Source organism: Prolixibacteraceae bacterium (assembly GCA_019720755.1).
Classification (GTDB): Bacteria; Bacteroidota; Bacteroidia; order Bacteroidales; family Prolixibacteraceae; genus Halosquirtibacter; species Halosquirtibacter laminarini.
Window position 1 is genome coordinate 1,001,959 of sequence record CP081303.1, and the last position, 20,493, is coordinate 1,022,451.

21 protein-coding genes and 1 pseudogene are annotated in these 20,493 nt (G+C 33.6%); 3 read left to right on the top strand and 19 right to left on the bottom strand.

Translation table 11 applies throughout. The annotated features are described in order from the left end of the window. Window positions 1-2: 2 nt before the first annotated feature. The 8 genes from K4L44_04315 to K4L44_04350 all read right to left on the bottom strand — a co-directional run bounded on the left by K4L44_04315 (window position 3) and on the right by K4L44_04350 (window position 7,895). Window positions 3-608, bottom strand: coding sequence for a stage II sporulation protein M (locus K4L44_04315; protein ID QZE15059.1), 606 nt, complete (start codon window positions 606-608; stop codon window positions 3-5). Next, window positions 609-845, bottom strand: coding sequence for a hypothetical protein (locus tag K4L44_04320; GenBank protein QZE15060.1), 237 nt, complete (start codon window positions 843-845; stop codon window positions 609-611). 112 nt (window positions 846-957) lie between these two features. Continuing rightward, window positions 958-1,278: a hypothetical protein gene (locus K4L44_04325; GenBank protein QZE15061.1), complete on the bottom strand. Its 321-nt coding sequence runs from the start codon at window positions 1,276-1,278 to the stop codon at window positions 958-960. Window positions 1,279-1,368: 90 nt separating this feature from the next. Continuing rightward, the gene (locus K4L44_04330) at window positions 1,369-3,156 is read right to left on the bottom strand and encodes an O-antigen ligase family protein (protein ID QZE15062.1); all 1,788 of its coding nucleotides are present in this window, start codon (window positions 3,154-3,156) and stop codon (window positions 1,369-1,371) included. A gap of 13 nt (window positions 3,157-3,169) precedes the next feature. After that, window positions 3,170-3,883, bottom strand: a complete 714-nt coding sequence (locus K4L44_04335; GenBank protein ID QZE15063.1) for a hypothetical protein — start codon at window positions 3,881-3,883, stop codon at window positions 3,170-3,172. Beyond that, window positions 3,873-4,949, bottom strand: a complete 1,077-nt coding sequence (locus tag K4L44_04340; protein QZE15064.1) for an efflux RND transporter periplasmic adaptor subunit — start codon at window positions 4,947-4,949, stop codon at window positions 3,873-3,875. Before K4L44_04340 ends, K4L44_04335 begins: the two co-directional genes overlap by 11 nt. A gap of 22 nt (window positions 4,950-4,971) precedes the next feature. Next, complete coding sequence (locus K4L44_04345; protein ID QZE15065.1) at window positions 4,972-6,219, bottom strand: ABC transporter permease; 1,248 nt, start codon at window positions 6,217-6,219, stop codon at window positions 4,972-4,974. Between the two features lie 146 nt (window positions 6,220-6,365). Beyond that, a complete protein-coding gene (locus K4L44_04350) occupies window positions 6,366-7,895 on the bottom strand; it encodes a transglutaminase-like domain-containing protein (protein QZE15066.1) in 1,530 nt (509 codons plus the stop codon). A 466-nt stretch (window positions 7,896-8,361) separates the two neighbouring features. On the opposite strand from K4L44_04350, the pseudogene K4L44_04355 reads away from it, so the two are divergent. Beyond that, window positions 8,362-9,181, top strand: a pseudogene (locus tag K4L44_04355) (transposase). 20 nt (window positions 9,182-9,201) lie between these two features. Beyond that, window positions 9,202-9,351 (top strand): hypothetical protein, encoded by a 150-nt coding sequence (locus K4L44_04360; GenBank protein ID QZE15067.1) that lies wholly within the window; start codon window positions 9,202-9,204, stop codon window positions 9,349-9,351. Window positions 9,352-10,533: 1,182 nt separating this feature from the next. Here the strand turns inward: K4L44_04360 and K4L44_04365 are convergent. From K4L44_04365 to K4L44_04410, 10 genes are all read right to left on the bottom strand, one after another. Further along, a complete protein-coding gene (locus K4L44_04365) occupies window positions 10,534-10,911 on the bottom strand; it encodes a hypothetical protein (GenBank protein ID QZE15068.1) in 378 nt (125 codons plus the stop codon). A gap of 88 nt (window positions 10,912-10,999) precedes the next feature. Then, a complete protein-coding gene (locus tag K4L44_04370; protein QZE15069.1) occupies window positions 11,000-11,392 on the bottom strand; it encodes an N-acetylmuramoyl-L-alanine amidase in 393 nt (130 codons plus the stop codon). Next, window positions 11,389-12,135: a hypothetical protein gene (locus K4L44_04375; GenBank protein QZE15070.1), complete on the bottom strand. Its 747-nt coding sequence runs from the start codon at window positions 12,133-12,135 to the stop codon at window positions 11,389-11,391. Before K4L44_04375 ends, K4L44_04370 begins: the two co-directional genes overlap by 4 nt. A 160-nt stretch (window positions 12,136-12,295) precedes the next feature. Beyond that, on the bottom strand, window positions 12,296-12,580 hold the full coding sequence (locus K4L44_04380; GenBank protein QZE15071.1) for a helix-turn-helix domain-containing protein: 285 nt from the start codon (window positions 12,578-12,580) through the stop codon (window positions 12,296-12,298). Between the two features lie 385 nt (window positions 12,581-12,965). Beyond that, on the bottom strand, window positions 12,966-13,925 hold the full coding sequence (locus K4L44_04385) for a hypothetical protein (GenBank protein ID QZE15072.1): 960 nt from the start codon (window positions 13,923-13,925) through the stop codon (window positions 12,966-12,968). After that, complete coding sequence (locus K4L44_04390) at window positions 13,918-14,529, bottom strand: IS630 family transposase (protein QZE15951.1); 612 nt, start codon at window positions 14,527-14,529, stop codon at window positions 13,918-13,920. Before K4L44_04390 ends, K4L44_04385 begins: the two co-directional genes overlap by 8 nt. Next, complete coding sequence (locus K4L44_04395) at window positions 14,472-14,909, bottom strand: hypothetical protein (protein ID QZE15073.1); 438 nt, start codon at window positions 14,907-14,909, stop codon at window positions 14,472-14,474. Before K4L44_04395 ends, K4L44_04390 begins: the two co-directional genes overlap by 58 nt. Before the next feature lie 50 nt (window positions 14,910-14,959). Continuing rightward, window positions 14,960-15,364 carry a hypothetical protein gene (locus K4L44_04400; protein ID QZE15074.1) on the bottom strand — a complete coding sequence of 135 codons (405 nt, stop codon included), beginning with the start codon at window positions 15,362-15,364 and terminating at the stop codon, window positions 14,960-14,962. Between the two features lie 1,677 nt (window positions 15,365-17,041). Beyond that, window positions 17,042-18,031 (bottom strand): dihydroorotate dehydrogenase-like protein, encoded by a 990-nt coding sequence (locus K4L44_04405; protein ID QZE15075.1) that lies wholly within the window; start codon window positions 18,029-18,031, stop codon window positions 17,042-17,044. 29 nt (window positions 18,032-18,060) lie between these two features. Further along, a complete protein-coding gene (locus K4L44_04410; GenBank protein ID QZE15076.1) occupies window positions 18,061-18,726 on the bottom strand; it encodes a YggS family pyridoxal phosphate-dependent enzyme in 666 nt (221 codons plus the stop codon). A 745-nt stretch (window positions 18,727-19,471) separates the two neighbouring features. On the opposite strand from K4L44_04410, the gene K4L44_04415 reads away from it, so the two are divergent. Then, window positions 19,472-19,702, top strand: a complete 231-nt coding sequence (locus tag K4L44_04415) for a hypothetical protein (protein ID QZE15077.1) — start codon at window positions 19,472-19,474, stop codon at window positions 19,700-19,702. A gap of 82 nt (window positions 19,703-19,784) precedes the next feature. On the opposite strand, the gene K4L44_04420 is transcribed toward K4L44_04415, so the two are convergent. Further along, the gene (locus K4L44_04420) at window positions 19,785-20,315 is read right to left on the bottom strand and encodes a transporter (protein QZE15078.1); all 531 of its coding nucleotides are present in this window, start codon (window positions 20,313-20,315) and stop codon (window positions 19,785-19,787) included. Between the last annotated feature and the right edge of the window lie 178 nt (window positions 20,316-20,493).

The window sequence follows — 20,493 nt, forward strand, 5'->3', positions numbered from 1 at the left end:
TTTTATACAACACTAATATATGCTTCTACATAAGCAGCGACGGAAATTATCAACATAACTACAAAAATACCCATAGTAATAATTTTAAGATCTAAAGAGTTAGGATATTTATTTTTCGTCATCATTTTAATTAGTATACTGGCAATGTAAAACCCTAAACCACCAGAAAGCCATATCCCGATCATTTCAATACTATGAGGAGCAGTGTATTCAATTATTTTCCACCAACTCATTCCATTTCTGTTGGTAACACAAAACATATGGGCAGCTCCAAATCCATTCATTGCTAAATTACCAAATGTGCCAAGACCTAAAAGACATCCTCCAAATACATTTATTAGTATTACTGTAAGATTATTTTTTAATATAATATAAAACAACTCTTTTTTATTACCTGTTGAGTAAGCGGCAAAAGCATCAGTCAAAATATTTGATAAACTACTTGTTTGTGAGATGTTTGAGCTAGGTATATTGTGTTTGCTATCATTAATTGATATCCTTAAAAAGAAAGGTATTGACCAAATACTAATCGCTACGATAACATAAATTGATAATATCTTTAATTGTTTGTTGTAATATTTCGCTTTTTTAATATTGAACACACTCACTTAATCAGATTTTTTAGACTTCCTTGTTATTAGCATTTGTATTACTAAAGTAACAATAGGAATAGTAATTACAATAGCTAAATACCCTACAATAGTAATAATCAACCCTTCGGTCGTTCCTTTGGGGATATCAATTATTTTTTCTTCAAGAAATAATTTCATTAAAAAGGAGGCTGATATCGCAGCAATAAATACAGAAATACTATTTCTTTTAAAAGATGTATTATTTTTATTCATGATTTGAAAATTAAATTAAGACTTCATGTGATGATATTTTACTAATAAAAATGGTGATTAGCTATCTAATTTATGAATAAAATAGATAGCTAATCTTACAGTCTTTTCAACCTTACAATCCTATTACTCCTGTCGTTATCCAATATGCAGCTCCTACGGGATTGGCAGAAGCAGCACCTCCTGTAGCTAGCGTAGCATGTGCTCCAGCACTACCCATGCCAACAGCAAGCCCCGTACAAACATTAGCTCCATATTCCAAACCTGCTTGCAATGCGCCACCGTCTTCAGCACAAGCGGATCCCATAGCACAACCAAGTCCTAGCTGCTGAATGGTTATATCGTGATTACTTTTTGTACTCATCCCTTGCATAAAACCAAGAGAAAAAATCATTGCTACTGCGAAACCTAAAATCGCTTTTTTGTTTGTTTTCATTTTTCTAAATTTTTAATAAAAATTAAATTAATTGTATTTTAAAATAATGCCACGTTTGGCAATTGCTATAGCCTTTTGTTAATTATGAACTCATAGTTCCATGTTTAAAGTCTTCGTTATTTGAGTGATATAATTATGCATTTCATCCTTTATTTGTGTCCCTGCTGTTGTAGGTACTTTTTCATTTGTATCTGTAATAAAGGTTGCCATATCTAAAGCTTTGTCAGTTTCTTTCATTTCTATATATAGTTTTGCCAAAAGGTACTTCGGATATAATTTTGATGGGGTAATTCCACTTGCAGTAAGGTAAGCTTGTTCTGCTTCTTTATATCGTTTTTCTTCTTTCAATGCATTACCTAAAGTTATAAATGAGTTAGGTTCACTGGAAAGAGCTGTGGCTCTTTTGAGATACCTTATACACTCAGGAAAATTTTGCTTTTGATAATATGCAGAGCCAATGTAAAACAGGAACTCTCCATTATTTTGTAGTATTGGTAATGCTTTCTTATATGATGTTATGCCGTTATCTATATCACTGCTTAAGACTTTCGAATAGCCAGTACGAAAGTGGTATTTGCCATAGTTTTGCCTGAAACAAAGAAGTAGAATGCCCAAAACACAAAGTAAAGCAACCGAAATAAATGTTTTTTTATATTTTGGAATTGTATATTTTCTAAAATTATTCGAGTTCAATAATACAAACAGGCAAACTGCCATAGTCAATAAATTGGGCATAAACCTAAAAGGGTATGAAACCATACTTAAAACAAGTAATGAGATGAGCGATGCTTTGGCAGCAAGATGGTATTTAGCATTATTTTGATTGCGCCTTTTTAAAAGTGCAAAGTATATGATGCTCAAAAACAAGATTAATCCAATTATACCTGACTCAATCAACATTTCAAGAAATTCGTTATATGCTAATGTTACGTAATCCGCTACTTGTATCTCATTTTTAGAAGCAATATTGTTAAGAAAATATTGTGCTTGTGTTTTGCCATAATTTGATTTAAAAAAACCAAAACCATTTCCCGTCATTGGATTGTCGAGAGTCATTGACTTACTTGTTTTCCAAATAAATAATCTTCCAAAAGCAGATTCTGGTTTATATTGATATAACGCAAAACAGATAAAAATAATAGATATGGTCAGAGTAATACTTGCAATCCTCTTTGAAGCTTTTGATTTTAAAATGATAGTTGCATATTCAACTATCCTAAATTTGTGATTAAATACAAATAACGTTCCAACAAAAGTCCCAAGCCAAGCACCACGAGAATCACTTAGAATTAACAAACACAAAGTGCAACAAAGCCCAAGTATAACTGCATATAATAAATTTTCAGATTTGAATCGGTCTTTGTAAATAATAACGCTTGCCAACAGAATAGGAAAAACAATAGCTAAGTACCCGCCAAAAGCTCCCGGGTTTCCAAACAAACCACTTAAAACGAATCTGGAATTTGAACTAGGTACTAAGCCAAATAATTGTCCGAAACCAACAGTTAGTTCTATTGATAGCCCTAATAAAATACCACAAAACACATATTCAATAAGCTTGTTATCTCTCTTATTTAAGTATTTTAAGGGGATATAAATAGAAAAGCAAATCAAATAATTTAAAAATCGTTCATTGCCTAACAATGTCCCTTTTAAAGCATTATTTGCAATCAAGTAAACAATAAATACCCCTATTAATATCTCAGGGACAGTAATCTTAAAGTCAGCATTTGATTTCCATATATCAATAGTTGTTAATCCAAATAAAACGGCAATAACAAGATATAATATAACATTTGTCCATACTTGTAAATATGAGCTTTGGAAATGGCATAAAACCAAAATTAATACGACTAATATTCTTGTTGCGATCTTCATTTTAGAAACGTCATTATTTAGCTGTAACCTTATTTTTAATTTTTGGAAAATATAGAGTTGAAAAATAGACTGCAAGGCCAATTAAAAATGCAATGACCAACTGCCAAACACCTATTTTTTTTGATTGTGGCCTAGAATATTTAAAGTTTTCAGCAATTTTGGTGTTTGCAATTACTTCTTGAGTAAAAGCATCGTTGCCTTCATCGCTATTTTTTGAATAACGAATAACCTTTAATAATCCGAATTTTGTTGGTATTACTACTTGATTAAAATCTACTTCTTTTATGTCTGTTATAAACTTACCTGAGACAAAAAAGCATTGTTTAATATCATCAACCACAAAATCAGTAGTAACCAAACTAAGAGAATCTGTTTGTTTTTGTGTTTCCCCTATTTTAACACTTCTCGAAAAATCGTCAGCCAATTGTTTAAAAGTAAATTGATTCAATGTTTTCGTAGTAGGTAAAAAAATATACTGAATGTATTCTCCATCGAAATAGCTATTATTAGAAGTGTCAAAAAAACCTGCATCAACAGTTCCATTACCAAACCTATTGTTTAGCGTATCAACAGGTATTGTATCACAGCCCATAGGGAATACGATAGTATATTTACAATTCTTATTTTGAATATTTAAGATTGCAGCATTGCATGATATATATGAAATTCCTGGACTTAATAGCAGAGCTAATAAAAACAGTGATGTTCTTAAAAAATTAGATTTCATTTCTTAAAAATTTTTCATTTTCTTTTAATCCTTTTTTTATTTCAATATTTATTCCATCAGATAACCCTGTAGTTAAGAATCGTTTTTCTTCTTTACCCTCCGGTTTTATAACAGTAACATAAGCAGTATCATTTTGAAATTGGAGGTATTTTTCTTTTATGGCCAGGATATCAACTTGTTTATGTAATACAATCTCAGCATTGGCGGAATAACCTGAACGAATAACTAAAGAATCATCAACAAGGCTAAACTTAGCTTCAATAAAATATTTCATTATACCTTGTTCTTCTATTCCTTTTGCCGACACTTTATAAAGCGAAGCATTCCTTACCTGATTCTTATAAGCTGTAAAATTCAGACTAAGGTTCATACCCTTGCATAGATATTTCATGTCGCACTCATTGACTTTTCCTCTAAATATAAAAGTGTCAATATCAGCTACTGTAGCAATGGTTGTTCCATTGTTAAAATTATTGCGTTCAATGACGGAAGAACCTTCTTTTAATGGTAAATCTATTATTGTACCGGTAGCCGTTGCTTTAATAATATTTGATACATCAGAATCTCGTACCGTACCTTCCAAGATAAGTGTAAGCTGATTTTGGGCTGACTTAAATTGCTCCTTGCTTAAATCCAACGCCCGTGTGTATCGTTCAAATTCAATTTCTGGAATTACAGCCTTTTCGAATAAATCTTTATTACGCTGATAAACCTTCTTATTGTTCTCGTAGTTTATTTTAGCAGAATTAAGGTTACTTTTTGCTTTCTCCAAACTTGAAGGATCAGGTATCAATTTTATTTGGGCGATATCATCTCCAATTTTAACTTTATCTCCAATTTTAACAAACACATTCTCTAATGTTCCTGAGATTTGAGACTTAATATCAATCTCTGTTTGAGGGTATAAATTTCCAGGTATGAACCGTTTTTCTTCAATGGTTGTAACAAATGGTTGTTCTGTATCTATTGTTTTTGCATTTTTCTTGTAATTACTATTCTTCCATATTATAAATCCAATAATAGATGCAATAACTAAAACTAATATGATGTTTACTAATTTCTTCATTAATTAATTGTCTTAACTATTTCTAATTCCTGATTGCTTCAACAGGCGTTATGCTAGCTGCTTTTTTTGCAGGAATAAAGCCAGCAATTATTCCTGATAACATTAAAATAGACAGCGAGAATATAATCACTGCGTAATCAATACTTGCTTCAGTAAATAATGAATCTTTGTCTGTAAAAAATGATTCTATTACCCAATTCAAAATCCCAATAACACCTCCACCAACTACCAATCCTATAATTCCTGCCATTGAAGTAATTACTATCGATTCGGTTATTATCATCCGCACAATAGAACTAGATTCAGCTCCAATAGCTTTTCGTATGCCAATTTCATGAGTTCTTTCTTTTACAATAACGAGCATAATATTACCAATACCAACAATACCACTTAAAAGGAAGCAAAGGCCTATTATCCAAAGAAATAGATTAATTCCTTTAAATAGCTTATCGAACATTTTGACCTGATTTTCAAAGTTCAGAATGAAAATAGCTTTTTTATCCTCCTTATTAAATCCTTTTCGTTTGCCAAGAAATGTCTTTATTTTGTTCTCAAAAGCGGTTGCATCTGTTTTTTTTGCTAATGTTAAAACCAAAGAATTGTATTCAATTGTTGGTGTTAAGCAATCATTAAAAGTGTTGTACGGAATATAAATTACACTTTGTTCGTTCTGCGTAAAAAGAGAGCCTTTTTCTATTACTCCTACTATCGTAAAAAACGAACCCGCAATATTAATTTCTTTCCCCAAAGGCTCTTCGTCAGGAAATAGCTGATTAGATACCTGTTTTCCAATCAGAGCAACCCGGCGATATTCTTTATTATCAAGAGTATTTATTAGTCGTCCCTTTTCAGGTTTAATAATTTTTACATTGAAATAATCAGGAAGAATTCCTTTGATTTGTGGATATGCTGCGTTTTGTTCATATATAGTTAATGAATTGCCTCGAAAGATAACTTCAGGAGAAATGAATTCTATTTCCGGGTATCGTTCATTGATTATTTTAACATCTAAATCATTAAAAAGAATTTTCTTGTGCTGAATTGATTTATCTAATTTTTTTTCAGACACATGCCCTCCATAAATAAACATGCTGTTTTTTGCAAAAGAACTAAACAATTGAAGTATTCCTTCTTGAAAACCATTTCCTGCACCTAATAATAAAATCAAAATAAAAATTCCCCATGCAACTCCAAATCCTGCGAGTACGCTTCTTGTTTTATTCTGTTTTATGGAACTAAAAGATTCTTGTATGGGACTTATTAAATTCAAAATACTATTATAATTAACGTGATTAGAGACAATTAGTGTTATAAATTCTTAGCACAGGCCTAAAATGCAAGGAATATTAAAATGGGGCAACCAGACTCAGTTGAGTCACAAAGTTCTTTATAATTGGAAAAATATTTAGAATACTACTATAAATAAAAAACATTGCCATTTTTCACAAAGAAAGGTCGTTGATTTGGCTCAGCTAATTTAAAAAGAGCATTTCTAGGTACATTATTAAAGTTTAATTTATATTGCAAACTATTTTTTTTACATAAACTATCGCTACTCAGTATATTAGGTTGAATTTTATTATTGTTTCTGTATATGTCTGGAGTTGTTCTAGCTATGCACTTCCACCCATTATCCCACATTAAAAGATTATATGCTTTGTGCTTTGTAATGTTTTCACGATATAACAACCAATGCCAACGCCACACAATCAAATCCTTGATTGTATCTGTTTTTAAACTATCAGCAGTAAAACTGAACATAGTATTATCTTTATCTATATAAAAAGGACTATCCATAGGAGCAGATTGGTATGTCATAAACACCTGCGGCATGTACAAGATTTCTTTCCCCATATTTTTATATTTTACACCTTCTTTTGTTTTAGAACCATACCAAACAATTCGCCAATCGTTATTGTTCCATACAGAGATTACTGGTAATCCTTTGTACTCTTTATTTGGGCTGATGATAATATCCGTACATTCAATATAGTTTTTGGTAACATCCTTAAAATTAGGTATCAGTAAAAAACCAGGTCTTTTATACCCATCCGTCTCAGATAAAATATTTTTATTTACAGAGAATTGTTTTCGAAGTACTTTTGGTGCTTTAAAATAAAAAGGGACACCACTTCCAAATTCACCTAAATTATAGGGTTCCCATTTTTCAGGCCCAATTTTTATCGCATTCCACTCATGTCTTGAATTATTATTTCCCCACGCAGGAATAAAATCGATACTACAAGGAATGCCTACAGACCGCATTGACATGGCGCCAAGTGCAGCACAATGAGTACACGTCCCTCCTTTATGCAATTGCATTTCTTGATAAGTCATATCCTTAGGATACAAACCATAGCGTTTGTCATATTTAAACTGCTTACTTATCTCCCGATCAACCAACATGGCTATATCCTCAATAGCATCAGAGCTCAAAGTGTCTATCTTTGATTTCAATTGTACCCATAAAGGATTCCACCAATTATTTAAAGTTTCATATTTTACCCTATATGGTAGTACATATTCATAAAAACAACTATCGGTATAGTGTAGAGAATTAGAAATATAAGAACGTGACTCAAATGCTAAATTAATTCGATCAATAAGGAAATCTGATTTAATTGTTTTAAGATCTTCGCTAATCCCTATTATTTTAAAACGCGCATCAAGTGAATCCATTGCACCTCTCACTTCTTCCACATTATTATAATTATTAGGAATAACTCGACTATTGTGCGAGTCGTTAAATTGCATTGCCCCATGAGAAGACATATTGATAATTAGAAATTCCAGTGCCTTCCTTTTGTCCATATTAATGGAAGGGTCATTTAATGCTTCCATCAAATTATCTTTATTGTCTCCTGATAATTTTATTGACTTCTGAAAAGGCGTGTCACAACTAATCATTAATATTAATAGGTTAATAATGCATGCTATTTTGTTCATCTTAATATTCATTATTTAAATATTATTTAAGCATTATTTAATAGGCTCTAAAAGTACCTTGATGAGTAAATTATCTTTTATAAATCAAACTTAAAAGCATTTTATAACAGAATAGATTACACTGTTACTCAGTAATCTTGCCATGAGGCAAACCTCAAAATTGAATTTACAGCATAAACATATTATAAGTATTATTAACCTGCAAACGTTTTCGGAATTTATGTAAAAAAAAATCATTATACATTAATTTCAATCCTCGGTCATGAAATAGGGTTTACTGATAAAGAATCAGAAAGTTAATTTGTCACATCCATCTTTTGCGTATAGATCTTGATACATTTCTTTTATTATTAGCATAAAAAAGGAGGTGAAGGATGTTGAGAGGTCACTGAAAAAGTAACAATGTATTACGTCATATATATTTGACTTGATGCTTTTTTTATCTTAGCTATCAAATTACATAGCTATGCTCGTTCAACAACAATCGCTTCAATTCAGCCGATACGATGAATTGTACGATTTGATTATTACAGAGAATAATATTCTTCGTCAAATTTAATACTCTTGTCGATTTTAGTTTCATTTACAATGAGCTTTCGGAGAAATATTGTCATGACAATGGTAGAAATGCATAAAGTCCAATCAGGATGTTTAAATACTTATTATTGAAGTGTATTTATACGATCTCAGATGTTGATGTTGTTGAACGTTCACGATATGATATGTCTTTCAAATACTTTCTTGATATGTCTCCAGAATCAGATGTAATTAATTCAAACTCACTCACTAAGTTTCGGAAGCTAAGATTCAAAGACAATGATCTGCTCAATTTATTAATTGGCAAAACAGTTTAGGTAGCAATGGATAAGGGTATTATTAAAGCAAAATCAATAATAGTTGATGCTACCCATACTAAATCACGATTGAATCCTCTATCAGCAATTGAAGTATTAAAGGAACGTGCCAAATTACTTCGTAAAACCATATATACTCAGGATGAAGAATATAAATCAAAACTTCCGGCAAAGAATGAAGACGATGATTTGTCTAATGAGCTTGAATACTGCTTAGAATTAACAAAGACTATTCTCAAGGATGAGAGTTTTTCGATGATTCCAGCTATTCGAGAGAAATTAAACTTGCTAAAAGAGACTATTGATGATACTCAAGATCACTATACAATATCGAACGATAAAGATGCTAGAATAGGACATAAATCTGCAGATTCCTCATTTTTTGGATATAAGACTCATCTAGCAATTACAGAAGAAAGGATAATTACTGCAGCCACAGTAACATTTTAGTTTTGGCGGTTGCGACCGAAGAGGAAACACATGACGTAGGCGAGGTATTCTGTGAATTTGTTGAGGGTTGGGGATGGGATGTTGAGTTTGTGGCCAAAGAGACATGTAAAGAGAATGATGAGGATTACTATTTCATGGATGTTGCGATCTAAGAAGCCTGTGGAGGTGGTTTGATTGGCTTGGATGTTGCGGTTGCGTGCGTCTTGTTTGTCGGCTGTGGAGGTGTTTTTGATGATTCGGTCGGAGATGTGACGAGCTGTTCTGGTAAAGTGTTTGATGTTTTTTGTTTTCATGGGATATGTTTTTGATTATTGTATTGCCTCTTTTGGGTTGAGGTTGGGAATTTTCTTGGACAAGATTTTACCCTTGGACAGGCTCAGGGACCAGCATAGAATAAGATCTAGAGTTGTTCTTTGATAGGCTTCGGAATCTTTCCTGGATAAGCTCCTACCCTTCGACAGGCTCAGGGACCAACATAGAGCAAGATCTAGAATTGTTCTTTGATAGGGTTCGGAATCTTTTTTGGGTAAGATTCTGCCCTTCGACAGGCTCAGGGACCAACATAGAACAAGATCTAGAATTGTTCTTTGATAGGGTTCGGAATCTTTTTTGGGTAAGATTCTGCCCTTCGACAGGCTCAGGGACCAACATAGAACAAGATCTAGAGTTGTTCTTTGATAGGCTTCGGAATCTTTCCTGGATAAGCTCCTACCCTTCGACAGGCTCAGGGACCTTTCTTTATAAGGTTCGTAATTGTATTTCGATAGGGGTTCGGGATCTTCCTTTGGAAAAGATTCTGCCCTTCGACAAGCTCAGGGACCAACATAAAATAAGATCTAGAGTTGTTCTTTGATAGGGTTTGTAATCGTCCTTTGGAAAAGATTCTGCCCTTCGACTAGCTCAAGGACCTTTCTTTATATGATTAGGAAACGTATTTTGATAGGGTTCGGGATCTTCCATTTGATTATTGGTGTGATTATGGTTCTAGGTGTTCTGGTACTTTTTTCAGCGTATGTATTCATGTTGTGTTTGAAATAGTTGTAAGCTGAAGTTTATAATAGAAGACAGAGAGATAGTTCCTGGGGATTAATGGAACTATTCTTTGTCTGTCTTCATCACTTGATTTTAACCTTACAAAATTGAGAATTATAACCAGATTTTATTTTGACCTGTGTTGCGATGCTATTTGAGGACTTACAGAATGTCTTTGTCTAATTAATTGTATTGTTATTCTGATGTCCTGTTGTTGAATGAAAGACTAAGGAGCGAGAAGAGGCTCCATTAGTCTATCTACGTTAGCAAAACCCCACTTTGGTTTTGAATATTATGGCTTATTATCTATCGTATGGATGGAAGTTCTGTTCTTTTTGCCTTCTGAGTATATCTTCCACTTTCTCCTTTGGGTATATAGAGAGAAGTTCTTGGATATATTCTTCTTTCTTTTGTTGTCTTTTGATCGCATAACGTTTTTCTCGTTTTATTTTTAGCCGGTACTTGTGCGTAATGTATTTGTCCAGTTCTTTGATTTCTGGAATGAGGTAGTCTTTCCCTAGTCTAACGACCATATCCCGGACAAGTGGTTTTCGTTCTGCATAGCGAAGCGTTAAAAGGTCTGGGTGTTTCTCTTGCATTTTTTTCACTATTAAACTGCAGTCTGTTACCGTATTGAGTGTTTCGAGAATTTCCTTTCGCTGTCTTTTGGTCAACTTCATCTTAGATGTATTTAAGCGTTTGTTTATGGGTAAAACAATCGAATCTCTGTTTATAGATCTCCCTCAACATGATGGCGTTTACGAGATGCTATAATTGCTCTATGATCTTTGAAAGATCGAAGTTCGGGCAAGTCTTATGTTTGTTAAAATGGTTGTGGCCAAAGATATTTTCTTTGGGAATTTTAAAATCACGCATTATCTTTTTGAGTAGGATTCCAAGAAAGTGGAATTGTTCCTGGGAGAAATTGTTTCGTCCAGTGAGACATATTCCAATAGAGTCGATGTTGTGTCCTTTGCAGTGCGCACCAATCATTTCGAGGGATCTCCCCCATTTGATACGACCATTTTTAGTGATCACGAAATGGTATCCAATATCTTGCCATCCTCTATCGAGGTGCCATTGACGAATCGTTTTGACGTTGTCGTGGTGAGGATTATCGCTGTCGGAGCAGTGGATAATGACTTTATTTATCTTTCTCATGGTTTTAGTTTTAAGTTAAAGGTGATGGTTGCAGTCTCTTTTAGGATCGATTTCCTATTCGTGGTGAAGATGTGAGGTAGCTCCACTGAATTGGATTTAAAAGAAGCTAGTTCTTCTGCAGAGATATTTAGCTTTTGGTATGCATTCTTAAAGGAAAGTAGCTTTAAGGTGGCCGCTTCCTGTCGAATACGATAGATTTGTACCTCCGTGGTTTTGAGTGCTTTTGCAAAATAAGATGTAGGCACGCAAAATATGGCAAGGCTCACTACGGATGTGTTTAGGATATTGTCTTTGACGCACAGCTTTTGAATGATCTTCTTTGGATTTTGGTTGTGATATATCTGCTGCTCCACTAGATATCTTTTAAAGGCTATGTTGTATAGAAGCGCAGCCTTGCAGATGGTTTTGAGGTTGAATATATCGTATGACTTTACCCATATGAGTGCTCTCGTAGCATTGCTGTTGCCAATAGCGTTCTGGATCTCTTTTAAAGACCGGATTTTGTAGCAGTTTCCACTTGTATCTTTGTCGATAAATCGGATCTTGATTAGAGATGAGATTCTGCGTTTGAGTGTAGCGTATGAAATTTGAAGAGAAGTTGTTGCTTCTGTGATGGTTTTTTGGTCCAGTAGTATCTGTTTTTTTCCTAGAAACAGGAAATGACAGTATATTTGAAAAGAAGGGAGTGCCCTCTTTCTAAAGACATGTTCAATGACTGTAATAGGAATACTTTGGTATAACATAATACACTGATTATAAGTTATAATAAGGATATGCAAGAGCTGTCAACCAATGGGCATACACGTTATCTAATACATAGAAGGTTAAAGGCGCCCTTTTTCGCCTGTGGTTAGCGCGCTAGAGGGTAGGAGACGCAATCCTACTCGACGGCTATAGTATGACTCAATCCTTCGATTTCGTATTGTAATTGTCTGAAAGAATCTTCATGATATCGGATTCTTTGTAGAGTATTTTACCTCCTAGTCTGGTGAATGGGAGTCTTTTTGATGATCTGAGGTTCTGCAGTTTTCGTTGAGAAATATGCAGTAGGTTCATGACATCCTGGGCATCGAGCCATACCTCTTTTTTTTGAGGGAGTAGGTTGATCTGTTCTTTAAGGTTTAAAAGAGTGTTGATCATTGTGTCTATGGTTCGATTGATTTTGACACGTTGCTCTTTTTGATTCATACGGAGGAGATCTAGGGATTAAGTACTCTTGTGATTTTTGTGTGGTAGTAATCATTTTTGAGATGTAATGGATGGTTAATAATTTGTTTTTTATGCCCAATAGAATTGGGATTATCTTTAGATCAAAGTTAAGTGGTAAATAGATACGATCTGTTGCACGTGTGCCAACACACGTGTAAGACAAAGTGAGGAGAAAAGAGAATTTGTCCGAGCTAATGGTAGCCAATAAGACATAGACAAAGGGTGAAAAATTTGAAAATTTGTTGTTAACACACGTGCACACGACACAAAGTAAGTGGGATTTCAATGGCTAAATATTAGAGATAATGATAGATTTAAGTCTAATAATGCGCAGAGCGTGCGCATTATTAGAATATTCTAAGATCTATTGTTTCATACGTTTTTTGATACTCAAACACCAGATGTGAATTTTGTTTCGATGTTTAGAGTGGGAAGCACGTGCAATGTATTGTGGGCAGAAGTGTGTATTGTCTTTTCCAACAAAAATTTGAGATAAGGTTTCCCAGTACTTTTTCGTTGTCGGAGTAATAATCTTGAGGTCTTTTAGTTCAAAGAAGAGCGATTTGAGATCGCTTTGGGTTCCATGCCAAAGGATGTTTTGTTTTGGGTATATCCCAGTAAAAAGATCGAAGAAGTCGGTATGTTGTTTGATGATCCATCTCATGTCATTGAGATGTTCGTAGATTTCATCTAAGTAATTAATATAAATGGAAGAGGTCAGGGTGAATGGAACAGATAGAGTTGGATTTATTATTGGTTTTTGGCTTTTGATTAAAGCTTTCGTGAAGTAAAGGTGTTCCAGTGATTTTAACATATTCTCCGTAATGTCTAGTAGATGTTGGTCTTGACTGGATGAGAAGTCAATGGCGTAGAGAGTGTTAAATGAGATCATTTCATTGTAGGCCAGAGGGATCAGCGGAGCATAGGGAGATTCAAGGAAAGAGGTTTCTTTTCTTTGAAAAATTTCACAGAAAGATTTGTAGAGCTCAGTGGTTTTGTCATTTAGTTCCAGGATAGCATACATCTTATTTTCATGTTTTGACCATGTTTCTTTTTCCCACTGCATGAAATTGGCAATGATTCTTCGGTGAGAAGGATGAAGCGGTGCGATGATAAGTGTTGCGGTGAGTATTGCGATAGGTTGGGTTAGTTTGATTAGGTTTGAGTTTATTGTGGATGGGGTGTCATTGGATGTAGTCCACGGTTCATTTACTGGGATAGGGCAATCTAGAAGTTCATGATTAAAGAGCATTATCAGGTCTCCTTTGAGTTGGTCCAGAAAGAAGAAACGACCTAATTCGAGCGCTTCTAAGTACTCATGCAAAATTAATGGTATGTTCTAAACCAAATGCTCCTAGTGTTTCCAATAGACATTTTTTCAGAGAATTGTAGCTTTCATATGCTTTAAACTCAAGCCAAAAGTATTTGATGTGTTTCCAAAGTATTTCTATGATATTAAGTTCTGGAGAATATGGAGGAATAAAATAGATATAAAGATCTAAAGCATTCCATTCTTCTATTTTTGCTTTAAATTTTTTGGATCTATGAATAGGCGCATTATCAAGGACTAGTATTGTTTTCTTTGTTATCTGATTACATAACTTATCTATAAATGAGATCAAAATATCACTATTAATTGTTGTTTCATGTACTTCATAAAATATCTCATTTTTACGATTCATTGCTCCTATAACATTAAGAGCTTTACTTCTTGATGACGGAAGTAATATTTGACTCTTCTTGTCCTGCCATGCATATGGAACATAAGGAGTTAGACTAAAGTGACTTTCATCAACGAAATATAAATCTAAGTATCCTGAATCCTCACACTTACGTAATTCTGTTAGTTGATGTTGCTTTAGTTGGAAGTCTATATCATTCCGTTTTGTCTTGAGTGATCGCCGGACTCGTTTCCATACATACCCGATCTTTTTAAAAAACGTATTAAAGTCTCTTTTGAAATGGTAAGATTATAATGTTCTTTCAAATGATGAAGTATATAAGATAGATTACGATTATTTGTTTTTACTAAATCTTTGATTATATCATCGAATCCAGCTAATTTACACTTTGCTCCTCTTCCTTGTTTAATCCTAAGTGCATCAAAATTATATTCTAACCACTTGTCAAATAGACGTGATACTGTAATGACAGATATTCCCATTATCCTTGAAATATCAACCATAGAATAGTGACTATTGGACAGTAATAGGCAATGTGAACGCATTCTTTCCACCTTGTTGTCTGAATGTTCATATAGAGCAGTTAGTTTTAGAACTGCATCCTGTGTTAACTTTATATATCGCATGTCTCAAAGAAACAACATCTATTTTAATCATGAAAAAAAACTATCTGTAATTATGTGGACTTACTTAGAATGAGTTCACGATGTGCTCTTATGCAAAAAATATGATATACCTGAATGTCAGTGGGGTCGTATAAAAAATAGACTGGATTCGGGAGGGTGATCGATAAAACTTTGATTCGATTGATAATCCGGTGTATGTTTTTGTGGTCATTGGTAATCTGAGAATAGAATGTTTTTTTGAGGCGGATGTGTTGTTTGGCCAATGATAATGCTTTTTGTTTAACGAAGTTGAAGATCTCTTTTATTGCATCTGGAGAGATAAGCGTTTCAAAGTGATCGGTGATTGCTTGATTCGCTGCGATGTACAAATTTTGGGTAGTAAAATCTTTGTAGGTAAAGGAGTTTAAATTTTCGTTTAGGATATCTTCGACAGATAAATAATTATTCGGTTTCATGTAATTTTAAATTAAGTGTTCGGAGTATTTAAATTAACAAAATATGGCAATAATAAGAGTCGCGCTTGTTGTGTAGGGATTGTTTGAAGTCTTTAGGGGGTCTGCTGAGGTTAAAGTCTTAGAACTATTGGAATTTATGTTGAGAGAGAAGGTTATTGTTGATTTTGGTGAAGTTTGGGATCCGTTGGGTTTTGATAAATGAGAGCTCGGTTTGGTGTTTTGGTTGAGAGATGAAGTGTTGAAGATGATTGAGGTTTCAAGGGCGGAGGTTTTAAGGATGAAGATTTCAAGGATGGAGGTTTCAAGAATGGACGCAGAGATTGCAGAACGATAAATGAAGTGTTCAAAATGATTGAGGTTTCAAGGGCGGAGATTTCAAGGATGAAGATTTCAAGGATGAAGACAGATATTGAAGGTCGAATTGATATTCCATGGGCGGCGGTCAAAATGAAGCAACAATAGGATGATTGTTGAAAGAGGAATAAAGTGTTTAATGATTGAAGCCTCAATAATGAAGATGTCAAGGGTGGAGGCAGTGATTGAAGGTTAAAATTGACATACCATGGGCGGCGGTCAAAATGAAGCAACAATAGGATGATTGATGAAAGAGGAATAAAGTGTTTAATGATCGAAGCCTCAATAATGAAGATGTCAAGGGTGGAGACAGTGATTGAAGGTTAAAATTGACATACCATGGGCGGCGGTCAAAATGAAGCAACAATAGGATACTACAAGTTGACTACTTGAACTGTACGCTACGTGTAAAACCTAATACTTAAATCCTAAAAAAATAAGGAAAAAAAACAGTGGCTAAAATCGTCAATTCTAAATAAGGATTTATTCCCTTATTACCCTTTATACTACATCTATCATTTTTGCATTTTTTATTTAGTCTAGATAGTGGATTTTTAGACTATGTTTTTTGAGGTCTAAATGATGTTTTTCTGATGTTTTTTGAGGTGTCTTTTTTTGGATTAAAATAGAACATTTAGAGATGGGGGAGTTTATGATATTTTATGAGGAGTAAAAAAGTCTATTTAGAGATGGAGAGGTATGTGGAAATGTTTGACTGAATAATTGGGAGCGTGAAGTAAAAAAGTGTTTGTTATTTTGGAATTATGAGGAGTAAAATGGGATCGTGAATATATAATCAAAAAGTGAGGTTAAGTAGATTTTGGATGTGTCATTTTTTTTTGAGAGTTATATAATTTCGTACCTTTAAGTGTAGGCAAATATTTGATTTTATGGAGTGTCTATGATTTAATGATCTATATCGTGGAATTACTTGTGGTTAAAAAGATGTAACAAGTAGTATATATTGTTTCATTGTAGTTTCATAGATTGAAAAATAAAGTTTTTGTATTATTCTTGTAATATGCAGATATACAGGTTTTTAAAGTGGTTTATTTACTTTTATTTCGCGATCCCCTTAGAGTAACCAAAGGGTAAAGGAAGGGTATCTAAAGGGTAACGGAAGTTACTATGAAAGTGAGGAGTGAAAATTTGTTTGGCTTAATTTTTAATAAGGGGTTGCACTGTCCCGAAAAGTGAGTAAGCTCTATTGAGGTATATTTTAGAGGATAAAACCTCTTTTATTTACATGGAGAAGAGGAGAATGAGAAGTATAAAAAAGACTACTCGAGAACCAAGTAGTCTTTATAATCTTTTTGATCGACATTAAATATGATCTGAGAAGTACTTCATGAATTGAGCCCTCTCAAAAAGTTGTTGGTCCATCTCAGGATTACTAGAAAGACGACCTCTAAACTCATTTATATTATTAAAGTTCCATTTCTCCATCCAAGAGGTAAGCGTAGACTCTATTTCACTTAGCTTTTGGGCTCCATGAATATAAAGTGTTGAACACATCTGTGTGACAGTTGCGCCAGCAAGTAGCTGCTTAATGACATCTTCACCATTATGGATACCTGTGGAAGCTGCTATATCTATTCCTTCAACATAGCCAGATACAATACCAACCCAGCGAAGTGATTTTCTCAATTCAGAAGAGTTGCTGAAAATCTCACTAGATACAATATTCATTGTTTCAATATCGATATCTGGTTCATAGAATCGGTTAAATAGGGTTACAGAAGTTGCTCCATATGCCTTCAATTGATCCACCATACGAACAATATTGGTGAAGTTAGAACCAATTTTCATTCCAATAGGTAGGTTTGTAGCACTTTTCACTGTCTTAAGTATCTCTATATAACGCTTCTCTATCTCTTCAGACGTTTGATTTCTATCTGTAGGAATAATAAACGCATTAATTTCGATTGCATCTGCTCCAGCTTCTTCTACCTTTTTTGCAACTTCTTCCCACTCTTTGTTGGTGATACAGCTAATGCTTGCAATAACAGGTATTTCTAGTGCTTCCTTTGCTTTTGAAATAATGTTTATATGTTTCTCTAAAGTATTTTTTCTTGTATACTCGTGAATATACTCTTGGGCTTCAGGATAAGAATTATTGTGTGCTTCTTTTTTGGTAATGTGATGCACTTCGTTTCGTATCTGTTCTTCAAAAAGAGATTTTACGATGATGGCAGAAGCACCGTTTGCTTCAAATTCTTTCATTTTGTCTACTGACTGTGTTAGTCCTGAGCTTGCAACGACAAAAGGGCTTTTAAGCGAAAGGCCCATGTATTCACATGATAATTTTGTCATATTATTGTATGTTTTGTTTTATATCTTATTTAGTTTCTTCTACCAAAAATAGTGCTACCTATTCGAACCATGGTGCTTCCACACGCAATCGCTTGTTGAAAGTCTGATGACATCCCCATGGATAGCGTACCAAAATAATCATTGTTTGGGAAAAATGTTCTCTTTGTCTCGTTAAAAAATGATTTTAGCTCTTTGAACTCTAATTCAAGTTTACTCGTGTCTGCAGTGTTTGTTGCCATTCCCATTAAGCCGACAATACGAATATTTTCCATGGTGTGGAATTGCTCTGATTGAAGTAGTGTGGTTAATTCACTCGGAGTCAAACCAAATTTACTCTCTTCCTCTGCAATATGTATTTGAAGCAATACGTCAATTTGTCTATTGTTTTTTATTGACTCTTTATTAATCGTATTTAGTAGCTTTAAACTATCTACTGAATGGATAAGAGAGACAAATGGTGCAATATATTTTACTTTGTTTGACTGAAGATGTCCAATCATATGCCATTCGATATCCTTAGGTAAGATCTCTTGCTTTTGACACATCTCTTGCACCTTATTCTCACCGAATATCCGAACTCCTGCATTGTAAGCCTCTTGAAGCATCTCTATGGGCTTGGTTTTTGATACAGCAACAAGGGTTACAGTGTCTGGAAGAAGTGCTTTTACTTCTGTGATGTTTGTAGTAATACTCATAACTTTCAATACCGAATATGTGGTTCTCTATTCTCCAAAGTTATAATTAATTGGGATATTCTCTTTACTCAATTTCTGTTTTGTTCCTTCGTTTCAATAGAAACCTTTCCATTTTATTATTCTGACTTGTCTTGTTTTGGTGAAAGAATATTTCGTCTTGAAAAAGTATCGCTAGGGAATATCTATTGACGGGGACTTTGAGTTTATTTCACATGGGTATTGAATCTCTTTATCGAAGGATATATATTTTAGATAAGGTTCATATTATATTGGATTATAGACTGCTTTATAAAGAAGAGCATACCTCTATTATTGTCTTTCAAATGGGAATAAAATTCATTTTTTCTTAGTTCTATCATATGTTGGATAGAGAAGTTTAGATACCATTTTTAGAAGTTGTATTTTGTAGGATAGATTTAAATATTAAAAAACATTAATAGGTATCTTGTTGAAGTAGTGTGTTTTGTGTTTCTATATATGTGATTATGATAAATGTATTGGTGTTTATTCATAATAAAACAATCTATAAATAGTTATATTTACAACAGTATAATGATGAAATAGCTGGACAATGATATTATTGAAGAAAAGATACTTGATTACCTTCACACTTTTACTCAGTTCTTTTTTTGTGTGTTTGGGGCAAAGTAAAACGGGATATTGTGACAAACAATTTCTTAAATATAAGTCTCTAAATATAGCGAATGATTATTGGGATATCCCCCCTGAGGTAAAGAAAGAAGATATGAAAAGAATTGAGTTTATCAAAAGAATTGTTGCTTTGAGGGAGTACCAATACTTGGATGTTGATATTTTACTCACTGATTCAGGTAAGCCGATCTGTTTTCATTTCAATCAAGATGTATCAAAAGAATTTGAAAAATTAGTGAGTTCTAACTTAAAGAAACTACATTTTAATGCAGCACTAAAAGATAAGAGGTATCGTGCCTCTGTGTTTACTATAAATTTATGGTAGAGAATCGATTTTCAGTATGATTATATTTTTATAGATAAAAAGAGCACTTTATCGAAAGTGCTCTTTTTATTTGTCGCTATATTTAGAAACGTTTTCCTATGGAGAATCCATAAGAGAATGCACTAAACTTAAGATCTTTGCTATACTTGTAATCATAGATTAAAGATGGAGCAATAGCCCAGCCGTTTTTAATTGGCACTTCGTACTCTACACCAATTTTAGCGACGAAAAGCGATTCTGTCTTGATATCTTTCTTAAACTCAAATTCAATACCTGGTCCAAAAAATATTCCTAATCCTTCAATTGGCTTATATTTAGCAACTGCAATAAATGCCCAAGCATTTGTTCTTTCGTAAGTTCTTGCACCCTCCTCTTCGTCTACATAGTACTCTTCTAGCTCAAGGTCGGTCATCGCACCAATATCCCATTTGTGGTTTAAAGTATAGTAGTAATCCAAACCTATTGTAGGTACCCATCTTCCAGTACTTTTCTCCTTTGTCTCTTCAGAGAAGTAGGATCCAGCATTATGTGTAAAACCAGTATAGAGCGCAAGAGAGTGACGTCCCTCTTCTTCGTGTTGGTGGCTATTGCTATGTTCTTGTGCTGTTGCCATAAAAGAGACACATAAACAAATTAACAGTACATATAGGCTTTTTCTCATAACTTAAATAAAATAATAAAACAACAATAACTTTCTTTTTAAACAAAAATAGCTTACAACAGTTCATTTTTTCCCCGATGTTGAAAACCGTGACAAAACTATTAGATAATCTATATTTTATAGTATATAT